13 protein-coding genes are annotated in these 13,714 nt (G+C 60.7%); 4 read left to right on the top strand and 9 right to left on the bottom strand.

Annotated elements, in window-relative coordinates; translation table 11 throughout:
• The first annotated feature begins 184 nt into the window (after nt 1–184).
• Both VGU25_18330 and xseB read left to right on the top strand, forming a co-directional pair.
• Nucleotides 185–2,071, top strand: coding sequence for a bifunctional homocysteine S-methyltransferase/methylenetetrahydrofolate reductase (locus VGU25_18330; protein ID HEV2579170.1), 1,887 nt, complete (start codon nt 185–187; stop codon nt 2,069–2,071).
• Entirely contained in the window at nt 2,064–2,336 is a 273-nt protein-coding gene (xseB, locus tag VGU25_18335; protein HEV2579171.1) for an exodeoxyribonuclease VII small subunit, read from the top strand. The genes VGU25_18330 and xseB overlap by 8 nt, the downstream gene beginning before the upstream one ends.
• A gap of 3 nt (nt 2,337–2,339) precedes the next feature.
• Here the strand turns inward: xseB and VGU25_18340 are convergent, their stop codons facing one another.
• From VGU25_18340 to VGU25_18350, 3 genes are all read right to left on the bottom strand, one after another.
• The gene (locus tag VGU25_18340; protein ID HEV2579172.1) at nt 2,340–3,341 is read right to left on the bottom strand and encodes a polyprenyl synthetase family protein; all 1,002 of its coding nucleotides are present in this window, start codon (nt 3,339–3,341) and stop codon (nt 2,340–2,342) included.
• Between the two features lie 75 nt (nt 3,342–3,416).
• On the bottom strand, nt 3,417–3,917 hold the full coding sequence (locus VGU25_18345; GenBank protein HEV2579173.1) for a YajQ family cyclic di-GMP-binding protein: 501 nt from the start codon (nt 3,915–3,917) through the stop codon (nt 3,417–3,419).
• Nucleotides 3,918–3,960: 43 nt separating this feature from the next.
• Nucleotides 3,961–4,788, bottom strand: a complete 828-nt coding sequence (locus VGU25_18350; protein ID HEV2579174.1) for a TatD family hydrolase — start codon at nt 4,786–4,788, stop codon at nt 3,961–3,963.
• Between the two features lie 45 nt (nt 4,789–4,833).
• On the opposite strand from VGU25_18350, the gene VGU25_18355 reads away from it, so the two are divergent.
• The gene (locus tag VGU25_18355) at nt 4,834–5,223 is read left to right on the top strand and encodes a cupin domain-containing protein (GenBank protein HEV2579175.1); all 390 of its coding nucleotides are present in this window, start codon (nt 4,834–4,836) and stop codon (nt 5,221–5,223) included.
• A 21-nt stretch (nt 5,224–5,244) separates the two neighbouring features.
• Entirely contained in the window at nt 5,245–5,721 is a 477-nt protein-coding gene (locus VGU25_18360) for a cupin domain-containing protein (protein ID HEV2579176.1), read from the top strand.
• Nucleotides 5,722–5,729: 8 nt separating this feature from the next.
• Here the strand turns inward: VGU25_18360 and metG are convergent, their stop codons facing one another.
• From metG to VGU25_18390, 6 genes are read right to left on the bottom strand one after another with little or no spacing between them, the layout of a single operon-like run.
• Entirely contained in the window at nt 5,730–7,913 is a 2,184-nt protein-coding gene (gene metG / locus VGU25_18365; GenBank protein ID HEV2579177.1) for a methionine--tRNA ligase, read from the bottom strand.
• A 51-nt stretch (nt 7,914–7,964) separates the two neighbouring features.
• Complete coding sequence (locus VGU25_18370; GenBank protein HEV2579178.1) at nt 7,965–9,311, bottom strand: MFS transporter; 1,347 nt, start codon at nt 9,309–9,311, stop codon at nt 7,965–7,967.
• A gap of 49 nt (nt 9,312–9,360) precedes the next feature.
• Entirely contained in the window at nt 9,361–9,648 is a 288-nt protein-coding gene (locus VGU25_18375) for a permease (protein ID HEV2579179.1), read from the bottom strand.
• A gap of 58 nt (nt 9,649–9,706) precedes the next feature.
• The gene (locus VGU25_18380) at nt 9,707–11,656 is read right to left on the bottom strand and encodes a VWA domain-containing protein (GenBank protein ID HEV2579180.1); all 1,950 of its coding nucleotides are present in this window, start codon (nt 11,654–11,656) and stop codon (nt 9,707–9,709) included.
• Nucleotides 11,657–11,707: 51 nt separating this feature from the next.
• The gene (gene mtnA, locus VGU25_18385) at nt 11,708–12,775 is read right to left on the bottom strand and encodes an S-methyl-5-thioribose-1-phosphate isomerase (GenBank protein ID HEV2579181.1); all 1,068 of its coding nucleotides are present in this window, start codon (nt 12,773–12,775) and stop codon (nt 11,708–11,710) included.
• Between the two features lie 51 nt (nt 12,776–12,826).
• Nucleotides 12,827–13,699 carry a CPBP family intramembrane glutamic endopeptidase gene (locus tag VGU25_18390; GenBank protein ID HEV2579182.1) on the bottom strand — a complete coding sequence of 291 codons (873 nt, stop codon included), beginning with the start codon at nt 13,697–13,699 and terminating at the stop codon, nt 12,827–12,829.
• Between the last annotated feature and the right edge of the window lie 15 nt (nt 13,700–13,714).

Consider the following 13,714-nt stretch of genomic DNA (forward strand, 5'->3'; position numbering starts at 1 on the left):
TGGGCGACTCCGGGAGACGATCGGCGGTTGCCAAGGACACGAATTGTGCCGCCAAACGCCGCCTGCGTCAGGCCAAAGTATAACAAAGCAGCGCGTCCGGCTGGTTGGTCCTGGCGCGTCGCAGGACGCGTTTCGGAGTCCCGAGCGTATACGATGAGAAGAACGACCTCATCACGGGAGAACGATGTCCGCGGCCTTGGAAAAGCTCTTTACCGGCAGACCGGTGCTCTGCGATGGTGCTATGGGCACCATGTTGTACAGCTGCGGTGTGTTTATCAACCGGTGCTATGACGAGCTGAACGTCACTCAGCCGGAGATGGTGCGCTCGGTCCACGAGCAATACCTGCTGGCGGGCGCCGAGGTGATCGAAACCAACACCTTTGGCGCGAACTCCTTTCGGCTCGAGCACTTCGGGCTTGGAGAGAAGGTGAGGGAGTTCAACCTGGCCGGCGCGAGACTGGCGCGGCAGTGCGTAGCCGCAATCCGTGAAAAGCAGGCGACGGAAGCCTTTGTGGCCGGCGCGGTCGGTTCGCTGGGGGTTCGTCTGGAGCCCTTCGGGACGTTGAATCCGGAGGTTGCGCGAGCGGCGTTCGCCGAGCAAATCGCTGCACTCGCGGAGGGCGGAGTCGATCTCCTGATCCTGGAGACGATGATGTCTCTGGATGAGGCCGAGCAGGCCATTGCGGCGGCTCGACAAGCGGCCCCGCAACTCCCGGTAATTGTGCTGATGACGGTGGACGAGGAGGCAAACTGCCTGGATGGCAGCACTCCCGAGCATGCCGCCCAACGCCTGACAGCAGCAGGAGTTGATGCGCTTGGATGTAACTGCAGCGTGGGCCCGGCGACGGTGCTCACGGCGATCGAGCGTATGCGGCCGGAAACGGACCTCCCGCTGGTCGCGATGCCGAACGCAGGCATGCCGAGGAATATCGAGGGCCGCAACATCTATCTGACCTCACCCGAGTACCTGGCCCGGTTTGCGCGAAAGGCGATCGGCGTAGGGGCGACCTGGGTCGGCGGCTGCTGCGGGACAACTCCTGCCCATATTCGCGCGATGCGCTCGGAGATCCGGGCCATACAGGCGCAGGAACAGGGCGTCGTCTCAGTAGGCACGACTGCCGTCGTCAATCTGCCACCGGACGCTGAGGTGGAACCGCCGCCGCTCGCGGAACGCTCTGAGATTGGCAAGCGCGTCGCTGCGGGAGAGTTCGTGCATCTCGTCGAGATCGTTCCGCCGCGCGGATTCGACTGCTCGAAGGAGCTTGCGGGCGCTGCGCTCCTGGCTTCGCGTGGCGTGCACGCGATCAATGTGCCGGATTCTCCGCGCGCCAGCGCACGCATGAGCGCGCAGAGTCTTTGCCTGCAGATTCAACAGAAGGTTGGCATCGAAACGGTCCTGCACTACACCTGTCGCGATCGCAACATTCTGAGCATTCAGAGCGATCTCCTCGGCGCTGCATCCATCGGCATCAAGAACATCCTGTGCCTCACGGGCGATCCGCCGAAGATGGGCAACTATCCGGACGCGACAGCCGTCTTCGATGTCGACGCGATTGGACTTGTCCGCATCGTGCGCGGATTGAATCGCGGCGTCGATATCGGGCATAACCCGATCGGCGGTTCGGCCGGGTTTACCATCTCAGCCGCGGCCAACCCGGGCGTGCCTGACATCGATCACGAAGTCCGCCGGTTCGCGGCCAAGGTCGAGGCCGGTGCGGAGTTCTGCATCACACAGCCGGTATTTGACCAGCGGCTGCTGGAGCAATTCCTTCGTCGTATCGAAGGCTTCAGGATTCCGGTTATCGCGGGTATCTGGCCGCTGACCAGCCTGCGGAACGCCGAGTTTATGAAGAATGATCTTCGCGTCTCGATGCCTGACGCGATTCTCACCAGAATGGCGGGAGCCGCGAATAAGCAGGCGGCATTGGCTACGGGTCTCGCAATTGCGCAGGAGATGCTTGCCGAAGTGCGCGGCCAGGTGCAGGGCGTTCAGGTAAGCGCTCCGTTCGGAAACTTCAACGCCGCCGCTGAGGTGCTCGGTCTGCGCGAGGAGGCTTCCGTCAGTGCCTAGCTTTGAGGAGCAGCTTGCGGAACTCGAGAAGATTATCGAGCAACTCGAACAGGGAGAACTGACGCTCGAGCAAAGCGTCAGCCTTTTTGAACGAGGTGTGCATCTATCGAATGCGTGCAAAGCGCAGCTCTCGAGCGCAGAGAGCCGCATTCAGGTCTTGCTTGATCCTGAGCAGAAGGGCCCGGTGCGCATTGAAGACCTGGCGATGGCGGTCGAGGAAGATGAAGACGAATCCGACTCGGAAGACTCCGAAGAGGAAGAGTAGCGGCTAACGGTCGCGGCTGGTGACGAACCCAGGGACCCAGAGCAGAGCGCGTTTGTAGTCACTCTCCGGCAGCTCCGCAATGGACTGGCGCGCGGCCTCTGCGTACGCGCAGGCCGTGTCCATCGCATACGCGAGCGATTCGTGCCGGTGCAGAATTTCGAGGATCTGGCTGTGCGTCACGGTCTCGAACCGCCGCTCGGCCAGGACAGTCCGGATGGCTTCGCGGTCCGCACCCGTGCCGCGTTCAAGCGCGTGAATGACCGCCAGGGTCGCCTTGCCCTCACGCAGGTCTGAAGCCGCCGGCTTGCCCAGACGATCTTCGTCCGCGGTAAGGTCCAGCACGTCATCGACAATCTGAAACGCCAGGCCGAGGTTGCGGCCGTACTCTCCGAGCGCGTCTTCAAACGGCGCCGGAACGCTCGCCTCGGTCGACGCCAGAAGCGCACCCAGTTGCATCGACACCTTGAACAGGCATGCGGTCTTTCGGTAGATCAGGTCGAAGTACTCTTCCTCGTTGATCAGGTGGCCAAGCTTCTCCATCTGCAGCAACTCACCCTCGACCATCTGCTGCGTGAGAGAGATCAGCAGGTCGAGGATGCGGAAGTTCCGTTCCGCGAGCGCGGTCTGAAACGACTGCATGTAGAGCCAGTCCCCGGCGAGAACGCACTTCGCATTGCCCCAGGTCGTGTTCGACGACGGGCGCCCGCGGCGAGTATGTGCCTCGTCGATGATGTCATCGTGCACCAGCGTCGCCGTGTGCAACATCTCAACGACAGCGCCCATGCGGATGCGCGATTCGCTTTCGCACCCGAGGGCTTTGGCCGCGAGCAGCAGCATCATGGGTCGGATTCGCTTGCCGCCGCCTGCGATGAGATAGGTCGCGATCTCGGTGACAACCCGCACTGGAGAGTCGGATTGTCGCGCAAACTCGCGCTCGACCGCAGCGAGATCGTCGCGCAACAGGTCAAAGACCTCGGTTGCGGTCGCAATGGAAATAGGACTCACTCTCTCTTCAGAGTAGCAGGAGACGCAAGTGGTGGTATTCCTGAGCGAGCAAACTTTGGTTTTGACAAAGCGGCACTAATTGGAGCGGAAGTTCGTGAACTGAAGATCGACGCCCATGTCTTTGCCGCGCAGCATGGCCATGATCTCCTGGAGGGTGTCACGATCCTTCGAGCTCACACGGACCGTGTCGCCCTGAATGCTCGCCTGCGCCTTCTTCTTCGAGTCCTTGATCGTCGCAACGATCTTCTTCGCGACCTCCGAGGCGATGCCCTGCTTCAGCTTGATCTTCTGACGCACGGTCGACCCTGCAGCGGGCTCAACCTTTTCGTACTCCAGGTTCTTCAGCGGAACGTTGCGCTTGACGAGCTTCTGCTGAAGAATATCGATCACCGCCTTCAACGTGTACTCGTCCTGGCTGGCGAGTTGCACGGTATCGTTCCCCTCAAGCGCGATCGAGGATTTCGAGTTCTTGAGGTCAAAGCGCGCGTGAACCTCTTTGCTCGCCTGGTCAATCGCGTTCTTGACCTCCTGAATGTCCACCTTGCTCACTACGTCAAAACTCTGGTCGGCTGGCATCGTCGTTTCCCTTCAATAAAATCTATGTCCGCGAACGGTAGTATCACACCCGCCGGGCGGAAGGGAAAAGCCGGAAGAAGTTCTCGGTCGTCTGCGCCGCGAATTCAGCGGTCGAAACACCGCGTAATTCGGCTACAAACTCGCCGGTAAGAGCCGTATTCGCGGGCTCATTGCGCTGCCCGCGCAAAGTACCCGGTGCGAGGAAGGGAGCATCCGTCTCGACGAGAATGCGATCGGCAGGTGCAACGCGCGCGACCCCCTGGATCAGCGTCGATTTCGGGTATGTCACATTTCCCGCAAACGAGAGATAGAAGCCTACAGCGATCGATCGCTCCGCCTGTTCCTGGTTGCCGGAGAAGCAATGCATGATGCCGGGAAGACCCGTCGGCGTCCAGTGTTCGGCGATCAGCGACAGCAGGTCCTCCCATGCATCGGCTGCGCCGAACCTTGCCTTTGCCGCGGGTGTGGCGAGCTCCGAGGTGCGGCAGTGAATCGTAATCGGCCTGCCGGCCTCGGCAGCGATTTGCATCTGCGCGATAAACGCAGCCTGCTGCACTGGGATCTCAGGGTTTTCGAGATGGTAGTAGTCGAGCCCGATCTCACCCACAGCGAGGCAGCGCTGGTCTGCGGCAAGCGTGGCCAGCTTCTCGAGCGCTTCAGGAGTCGCGCGATGCGCCTCCTGCGGATGAATTCCCGCGGTTGCGAAGATCTCCGGATGCGTGTGCGCCAGTTCCAGCGCGCGGTGCATCTCATCCGGCCCCTCGCCAATCCCAATCGCAAGCAGCGTGTTCACCTGCGCGGCGCGCGCATTTTCGAGCACCTGCGGAAGGTCCTCATAGCTATCCAAATGACAGTGCGAATCTACCCACATAACTGTTCATAGAATAACTGTCGTGCCTCGGCGTAGGATTCATGCATGCAGCACGCTGCGCCCGATCAGAAGCAAATCGAGAAGCTCACGCAATCTCGGGTCTATCACTCTGAGTCGCTGGCTGTCCGCAAGAACCCGAACGGCAGCGAAAGTCGCGATGTGCTTCGCGGCGAGCTTGCGACGGGCGAGTACGTCGCCGTTCACGAGTCTACGCAGCCAGCGGGCATCCCCGGCAATCCAGCGCACCGTATCGAGCACACCGAGCTCATCTGCATTCGCGAAGGCACGCTTGAGTTCCAGCACGACGGCATCCCCGAACGCGCGTCAGCGGGCGATATCCTGCTTGTCGCGAAGGGCACGATGCACGCCGTGCGCAACACCGGCGCAGGGCCTGTCTCGTATTTCGTGGTCGCCATCGGCGGCGATGTACAGTAACAACGCAAAGGAGAACGACTGATGTCCGAAATGAACCGCAGAGATCTCTGTCTTGCCGCTGGGGCGTTCGCTGCGCTAGGTGGCTTGCTGGCGAACGCCAACGCGCAGGAGGTGCACGGCGAAGGCTCAGGCGCGGAAATCGATCTGTCCAAATCGCGCGTCTTTCGCTTCGACCAGATGAAGGTCGAGCAGCACTCGAACGGCGGTTGGGGACGTCCTGTGCTGCATGGCACGCTTCCCACGGGCGAGTTCGTCGAGGTTCACGAAACGATGCTGCCGCCCGGCCAGATGCCGCACCCGCCACACAAACACCGCAACTCGGAGTTCGTGCTCATCCGCGAGGGCCACGTCGAGTACTGGGGCGAGGACGGCAAGCACGAACCGGTAGGCCCCGGCGACATCGTCTTCTCCGCCTCAAACCAGATGCACGGCATGAAGAACACCGGCGGCACAAACGCGACCTACTTCGTCGTTTCGATCAGCCACGGCCAGCTCTAGAGGCCGACTTACTTCAGCCGCGAACCGAGCGCGACATCTTCAGTTAGCGTCGCGAGCACGGGCTTGCTGCCTTCGTTCTCCGAGGCGGCAAGCAGCATGCCGTGCGACTCCAGCCCGCGCATCTTGCGCGGCGCCAGATTCGTGATCACCACGATGCGCCGCCCGATCAACTCTTCCGGTGTGTACCACTGCGCGATGCCCGAGAGGATTTGGCGCTTTTCATAGCCGAGGTCGACCTCGAGGCGAAGCAGCTTGTCGGCCTTCGGAATGCGCTCAGCGACGAGGATCTGCGCGACTCTGAGATCGATCCTTGCGAAGTCGTCGATGCTGATAGAGCCCGCGTGCTCCGTGCTCTCGCTCGGCGGAACAAGCCCCGGCGCTCCACCGGGAGGATTGGGCTCGGGCTGCGGCTGCTGCTCTGCCTGGGGTTGCGGGCTGCCGATGGCGGTTGCGTTCTTCTCTTCAATGTCTGCCATGATGTCTGCCAGTTCCTTTGGAGCGCGTGGAAAGATGGGCCCGAGCGCGCCGAGCTTCGTCCCCGGCCTCAGGCCACCCCATTCCAGATTGTTCAGTTCGCCGTTCTTCGCGGCAGTTTCAATATCGCCAAGCCCAAGCTGTGCCCACACCTTCGCCGTTGTCGCTGGGAGGACAGGGTAGAGCAAAGCCGTGATGATGCGGATCGCTTCAGCCGCCGTGTAGAGCGTGGATCGTTGCCCCTGCCGCGACAGCTCAGTGTCTGTCGCTGCCCACGGCTTGCGCGAGGTCATCAACTGATCCACAGATGCGATGCCGCTGGCGATCAAGCCCAGCGCGTCCGCGAAGGCACGTTTCTGCAGGTTCTCCTGAACGCTGGAAGCAATCTCTCGCAATCGGAATGCAAGCAACTGGCACTCTGAAGCCGCAAGAATTTCCTGCGATGGGGGACGGCTTGGCGTCTCTTTTCGCTCCGCCTGATAGAAGACGAGCGACTGCGCCTCAAGGCAATCCTCGACGACGCCACCACTGGTCTTCGCAATCAAAGCCAGCGTGCGGCTGACCAGGTTCCCATATCCATTCGCCAAGTCCGCGTTGTACCGCGTCACCAGCGAATCGAAGCTGAAGCTGCCATCCTGCCCAAACGGAATCTCCCGCAGCAGAAAGTACCGCAGAACATCCGCACCAAACAGATCTCGCTCGCGCTTCGTGCTCTCCGGAAACTGCTTGCCGTACACATCCTCGCCGAACGCCTCGAGAATCGTCTCGGTCCGCACGATATTGCCCTTCGACTTCGACATCTTCGCGTTATCGAAGAGCAGCCATCCATGCGCTGTAATCGCCTTTGGCAGCGGCAGCCCCGCTGCCAGTAGAAACGCCGGCCAGTAGACGCAGTGAAACCGGATGATCTCCTTGCCGACGAGGTGCAGGTCTGCGGGCCAATAACGCTCGAACTGAGCGACCTCTTTGGGATCATCGGAACCGTAGCCAATCGCGGTCATGTAATTCGCAAGCGCATCCAGCCACACGTAGACGACGTGCGGCTCTTTGGCGAGCGATGCCGCCGATGGAGGCACGGATATACCCCACGTAAAGCTCGAGCGCGAGATCGAAAGGTCCTTCAGGCCCCCGCGCACGAAGCTGAGCACTTCGTTCTTGCGGCTCTCCGGAGTGATCACGAGTTCATCGCGCTCGATCAGGTCAATCAGCTTTTCCTGAAACGCGCTCAGCTTGAAGAAGAAGTTCTCTTCCGTCACCGTCTCGAGCAGCCGCCCGCAATCCGGACACGGCGTTCCGGCAGGTGCGTCGACGAACGCCTCATCGCTGACGCAGTACGACCCGGTGTAGGAGTCGAGATAGATAAAGCCGCGGTCGAAAAGCGCATTGAAAAGCTTCTGCACGCCCCGGTTGTGCTCCGGATCGGTCGTTCGAATGAACTTATCGAACGTCAGTCCCATTCGCTCCCACAGGCTCTTGAATGCCCCCGCAACCTCGTCCGCAAACTGCTTCGGAGCCACGCCTGCGGCTGCCGCCGAGCGCTCGATCTTCTGCCCATGCTCGTCGGTGCCCGTCAGGAAGAACGTGTCATCGCCGAGCAGCCGATGCCGACGCGCTAGGACATCGGCGACGATGGTCGTGTACGCGTGCCCAATATGCGGGCGCGCGTTGACGTAGTAAATCGGTGTTGTGAGGTAAAACTTCTTCTGGTCTGCGGACATTAGGCTCTGCAGCCAGTTTACCTGCTGCAAGTAAAACTAGCCTGCGCAGAGTCATGCCACGCTGAGTGGAATCTCCGGCTCGCTCGGTGCCCCCAGCCGCGGCACAAGAATCTGGAAGATGGCCAGCGCGATGACGTATGCAAACGCAGCCGAGACGAAGATAATCAGCGGATGCAGCGAGAAGTAGTGGGAAACCAGCATCGTGAACAGCGCGCCGCCGGCCGCTCCCGCTGCGCCACCCACGCCCACCACCGTGCTGATCGCCGTCGATGGGAACATGTCCGTTGGCGTCGAGAAAAGATTCGCAGACCAGCCCTGGTGCGCCGCGGCAGCAAGTGAGAACAGTCCGATGGCGGGCCACGGATTGCTCCGGAAGATCACGTGCATGTGCGGCACCAGCAGAATGGGCACCACCGCCAGCGCGCAGATCAGCATCGCGAACTTGCGTCCCGAGTTCACGGTATGGCCGTGGTTCATCCGCCATCCCGAGAGCCAACCGCCCGCGATCGACCCTACGCTCGACACGCTGTAGATCACGATCAGCGGCCACTTTGCCGCGTTCAGATCCATGCCGTAATTGTCGTGCAGAAACATCGGCAGATAGAAGAGGTAAAACCACCAGATGGGATCGGTGAGCCCTTTGCCGATTGCAAACGCGTAGAAGCCGCGGTGGCGCAGCAACGTAGACCACACATGCTCCCTAGGAACTACGGGCGCTAGCGCACGTTGCGTGGTCGTCAGGCCACGGCGCAGCCGATTGTACGGGAATGCGATCCAGATCACGCACCAGCAGAGGCCCATGGAGCCGGTGGTGAGGAAGGCCGCGTGCCATCCCCAGCGCGAGGTAACGGCCGCGATCAGAATCGGTGCGATAAAAAAGCTGGCGTTCGACCCAGAATTGAAGAGGCCGGTCGCGAGTGCGCGCTCTTCGCTCGGAAACCACTCCGTTACGGCCTTGATCGCCGCAGGGAAGTTGCCGGACTCACCCAGGCCGAGGAACACACGCGCGATGCAAAAGCCCAGCACGCTCGTGACCAGCGAGTGACTCAGCGAGGCGCAACCCCAGATCAGAATCGCGAGCGCGTAGCCGGTCTTCGTGCCCAGCTTGTCGATCACTCGCCCGGCGAACAGGAACCCGACGCCGTACGCAATCTGAAACCACTCGATCACGTGACCGTAGTTCAGGTGGTACTGGACCTGATACTTGGCGTCCACGCCGGGTATCCAGCCCATGAAGTTCAGGTGAAGCTGCGGCTCGATGAGCGAGAACACCGAGCGATCCATGTAGTTGATCGTCGTCGCCAGGAACAGGAGGAAGCAGACAAACCACCGCACGCTGGATTTGTCCGGCGCGTTGGCCGTGAACTCTGAGTCAGAATCGAGGCGCGAGGCTGGCATTCGTCAACTGAGCATAGCTTGACGCGTGCGACTAAGCAATGAGAGGTGCTTAGTAGAAGTAAGGATAGAAGAGAAAGAAGAGCATCAGCGCCAGGGCCATCATGTCCATGTAAATACAAAGCAGGACGCCAGCGTGGTAGAAGCTCCAGCGCCGCTGAATGCAGCGGATCGTGTCCACTGTGCCTGCGAAGGCTACAAGAACCGGAAGCACCAGCAAGGGTGCTCGCTGAATCCGCGGATAATGCGAGAGCGGAATGGCGATGGCCAGGCTCCCGAGCACAAGCACGCTCGCTCTCAGCAGCGAGTGTACGCGCGGATTGAGGATTGCTCGTGTCACTGGCCCGCCCGGCAAGCTGACGGTCGCAGCTCCGGCCGCCGAGTCGCACCAGACAAGTCTACTGCTTTCCTTGGTCGTCCGGCGTCGGTTTTGCCGGGCTGGCAGGCGCATTCTGGTTCTCAAGCGCCGGTAAATGGCCTACCTCAGCCGTCGGGATCTCCACCACTCCATAGTGGTTCGTTGGATCATCCCGGATGATCAGCCGCATGAAGCTCTCCTGCTTCACAGGCGCGCTGACCTGCATCTGAAACCGGACGGGATTCGATTCGAACTTTTTGTACTTGTCCGGATCCAAATTCAGCGATATGTCTCGGTCTGAGATGTCCAATACATTTCCGTCAGCGTCATAGACCATGATCGCGAATTCAATGCTTCCGGTATGGTGTCCATCCGCCTGCGGCATCATCGAAAAATCGCCGGGTAGCGCAAGGTAATCGACTACAAACGTGCGGTAGGGCGCCTTCATTCTCCCATTCGGATCAGCCTTGTTTCCCGGCGCCAGCGTGTCCTCGTTCTTTCCGGTCAATGGGAGCACACGCACCTTGAACAGAATGTCGGCCGGCGCTGGGGCGCCTCGGGTGAGGGCCGCGCGCGTGTACGCTTCCTTTGCATGATCCTCAAGCTGCGCCGGGGTTGGACCGGTGTTCGTCGGCAGCTGGCCCTTCTTCTTCGGTGGCTGCTGCGGATCGTCTGCGTAGTAGCCGTGACGATATTCCAGCTTTGCGTATTGCATGGCCGCAGTTCCGGTCAGATCCACGTGGATATTGCGATAGGAGCCGTTCCAGTTTTTATCCGTCGGGCTGTACGTGATCGTGTAGTAGTTGGAGCCTGCATCGATGGCCTTCGCGACGGCAGCGGAGAGCGCGTTCGTGTTGTAAAACGCGTGCCCTCCCGTATCGCTCGCCATCTGCTCCATCGTCATGTGCTCGTCGGCCTGGCTCTGGAGAAACTTCTGCGCATCACCATTGAACCTGGCAGGATTGCGCCCGTATCTCGTCGGGTTGGAAGCATTGAACATGGGCGGCGTCATCAGTCCGCGAGCATCCACCGGATAGACCGAAGTCTGTGCCATGGTCAGAAGATTCGTGGTCTCTCGAAACTCTCCATTCGAGTCTTCCATCGCTGCGAACGGGTCGTTCAGCGTTGGATCGGGCTCAACCTGCAGCGGGAACGAGCCGGAAAACCATATGAGATTCTTGCGGCCGGGGAAATTCGCGAGATAGTGCGCCAGCGTATTGAACGCATCCAGCGTGTATTGCGTGCGCATCCTCGTCTGCAGTGCTGATTGCTCGGCCTCGAACTGCTGAACCGAGGCGAGCGTCTGGGCGAACATCGCGGCATCAGCGCCTCCGGCGGGAGCCGAATCCTGCATCACGTCGGAAAGCTTCTCCGGACCCGTGCCGCCGCCCACCGGATCGTCCAGCAGGTTTGAGCCGCGCGCAATGAGATGATGCTCAACTGCCGCCCTCAGGACGGCCGGGTCTGTGGTAAAGCCCTGCAGCATGATCAGCCGGTTAGTCAGCCCAAACACCGCGACGTTGACGCCCGCTTTGGCATGCTTCACATAATCCAGCAGCTGCTGCCGCACGTACATCTGGTCCTGCATCGGCGTGTTCAATGCATCGATGAGCAGGATATTGAGGGTACTGTCCGGCGGAACTGGTGTGTAGTTGGTGAAGACGCCCGGGGGCATCGGTCGCACCGGTGGACCGGGCTTCTGATCTGCCGTCGCACTGTGCTCCTCAAAATTCCGAATCGTCTGTGGTTTCTTCTGCTCCGTGAGCATGAAGTTGTCGCGTGTCAGCCCATGCACCGCATGGCCGTTTTTGTCCTGCACGACAACATCAACGATGACGAGCTGAGTGCCCGCGTGCAGGGTCTCCGCAGGTGTGGGTGCAGCCTGCGCGCTCCCGGGTGCCTGGTTTGTTGCAGCTGGCTGCTGCGCAAGCCCGAAGGGAACGATTGACAGCAGGAATACGAACAGCAGGCCGCGAGCGAAACGCGTCATTCGAACGCCTCAGAAACCCCGAAGATGCACAGCGTAAAGCTGCGCAAAATACTACACTGCCTGGGGTTCGTACTCTGAAGACGTTGCTGCTGCGGCAATTGATTCAGCGAACGGCGCTCGCAGCACCCCGCGTTCCGTGATGATCGCCGAGATATACCTCGCCGGAGTCACGTCGAACGCCGGGTTTTCAATCGAAACCCCCTCGGGCGTCACCCGCCGTCCGTGCGTGTGTGTAACCTCCCGCGCATCCCGCTGCTCAATCGGAATCCCTTGCCCGTCCGGCGTCTCCGGGTCGATCGTGTTGAACGGAGCCGCCACATAAAACGGAATCCCGTGCTCCTTCGCCAGGATCGCCACTCCGTACGTACCGATCTTGTTCGCAGTGTCGCCGTTCGCCGCGATGCGGTCCGCCCCCACGATCACCGCCTGAATCCGTCCCTGGCCCATGAAGTACGCAGCCATGTTGTCGCAGATCAGCGTCGTCGGAATGTTGTCCTTGAGGAGTTCCCAGGCCGTAAGCCGCGTGCCCTGGTTGAACGGCCGCGTCTCATCGGCAAACACGTCGATCTTCTTGCCCGCCTCGACCGCTGCACGAATCACCCCAAGAGCCGACCCGTACCCGCACGCCGCGAGCGCGCCCGCGTTGCAGTGCGTCAGCACCGTCCCTTCCTCGGGCAGCAGCTCCGCCCCAAACGCACCCAGCCTCCGCAGATTCGCGATGTCCTCGTCATACAGCCGCTTCGCCAGCGCCACAACCTGCCGCTTGATCTCCGGTATGGCCGTCCTCCTGGCTGCGAGCTCGTTGTACAGCTCCCGCACCTGCGCGATCCCCCAAAACAGGTTCACCGCCGTTGGCCGTGTCTTCGCCAGCGTGTCGCAGATAACCTCAACCTCTTTGTCGAGCTCAGCAATCGTCGTAGCCTGCGAGCGCTCAATCCCGAGCGCCACACCCATTGCCGCCGACACACCAATCGCCATAGCGCCGCGCACAATCATGTCTTTGATCGCGCGCGCGACCTCTTTGTAGTCCTTGGCAAGGACGTACGTCTCTTCGTGCGGAAGCTTCGTCTGGTCCAGGAAATTGACGCCTTCAGGCGTCCACTCAAGCGTAGGAATCATCGTGTTTCTAGTGTAAAAGACTCAGCGGCCGTTCGCCTGCCAACGCTCGCTTCAGCGCAGAAGCTTGTCCATGTGCCTGTAGCCGTCCGTCCCAAAGAACAGAACGACAAAAACAGTGAAGTTATAGGTCGCATGCATCAGCGCGGACGCTGCAACGGAGTTCAGCCGGATCCGCACGAAAGAAAGCACCAGACTGACACAGTACAAGATCCCGAGCGCTCCCCATGCGTGCTCCAACTGCCCCTCATGCATCAGCGCGAATGGAACACTGGAAAAGATCGCGGCAAAGATGAGCGCCGCGCGGCTGTGCAGCGTCGAGCTTTGCCAGCGCTGCAACCCCGCAGGCGTTCGTTCCAGCGCCAGCCAGTCGTAAGCGATGGCGAGTGCCGGCAGAAGAAACCCGCGAAAGGCGATTTCCTCCGCGAGCGGCGCGAGCAAGACGGCCATAGCGCTCATCAGCCATGCGCCGTGTGTTGTGCTCAAAATCTGTTGGAGCTCCGACGTCTTCGGCTCCGAGACAAACCGATCTCCAAACTGGGCCAGCCCGCTCATCATCGCGGCCCCGGCCATGATCCAGTACCACCACCTCTTCGCCGCCAGAACGTTCCACTCGATGCCCGACAGGAAGGATCGATCCCACAACTTCGCGAAGAGAATCCACGCGATCCCGAGCGTCACCAGATACGAGATCGCCTCACCGAGGACCTGCAATCCCGGATGAGCCTTGAACTGCTCCATCGTATGGAGGTGCGCCGAGGCGAGAACAATGAACGTGCAAGTTCCGAGGCTCGAATAAGCAATGATGAAGAACAACAGTGCATGCCCGATATGCGGAATATGCTTCGCCGGGCCGTGATCGCGCGCAGGATCGGTATCGTGCTGGATATCCAGCGCCTTCGGTGCGCCTACCTCAGATGTGGTCAAAGGACTCATAAAGCG

The sequence above is a fragment of the Acidobacteriaceae bacterium genome, assembly GCA_035944135.1.
In the GTDB taxonomy this organism is placed as follows: domain Bacteria; phylum Acidobacteriota; class Terriglobia; order Terriglobales; family Acidobacteriaceae; genus Granulicella.

Bases quoted from the DNA above. Each gene is read 5' to 3' on its own strand.
- VGU25_18370 (HEV2579178.1), bottom strand. From the start codon at position 9,311: ATGCCAGCCTCGCGCCTCGATTCTGACTCAGAGTTCACGGCCAACGCG.
- VGU25_18355 (HEV2579175.1), top strand. From the start codon at position 4,834: ATGCAGCACGCTGCGCCCGATCAGAAGCAAATCGAGAAGCTCACGCAA.
- VGU25_18330 (HEV2579170.1), top strand. From the start codon at position 185: ATGTCCGCGGCCTTGGAAAAGCTCTTTACCGGCAGACCGGTGCTCTGC.
- mtnA (HEV2579181.1), bottom strand. From the start codon at position 12,775: ATGATTCCTACGCTTGAGTGGACGCCTGAAGGCGTCAATTTCCTGGAC.
- VGU25_18350 (HEV2579174.1), bottom strand. From the start codon at position 4,788: ATGTGGGTAGATTCGCACTGTCATTTGGATAGCTATGAGGACCTTCCG.
- VGU25_18380 (HEV2579180.1), bottom strand. From the start codon at position 11,656: ATGACGCGTTTCGCTCGCGGCCTGCTGTTCGTATTCCTGCTGTCAATC.
- metG (HEV2579177.1), bottom strand. From the start codon at position 7,913: ATGTCCGCAGACCAGAAGAAGTTTTACCTCACAACACCGATTTACTAC.
- VGU25_18360 (HEV2579176.1), top strand. From the start codon at position 5,245: ATGTCCGAAATGAACCGCAGAGATCTCTGTCTTGCCGCTGGGGCGTTC.
- VGU25_18345 (HEV2579173.1), bottom strand. From the start codon at position 3,917: ATGCCAGCCGACCAGAGTTTTGACGTAGTGAGCAAGGTGGACATTCAG.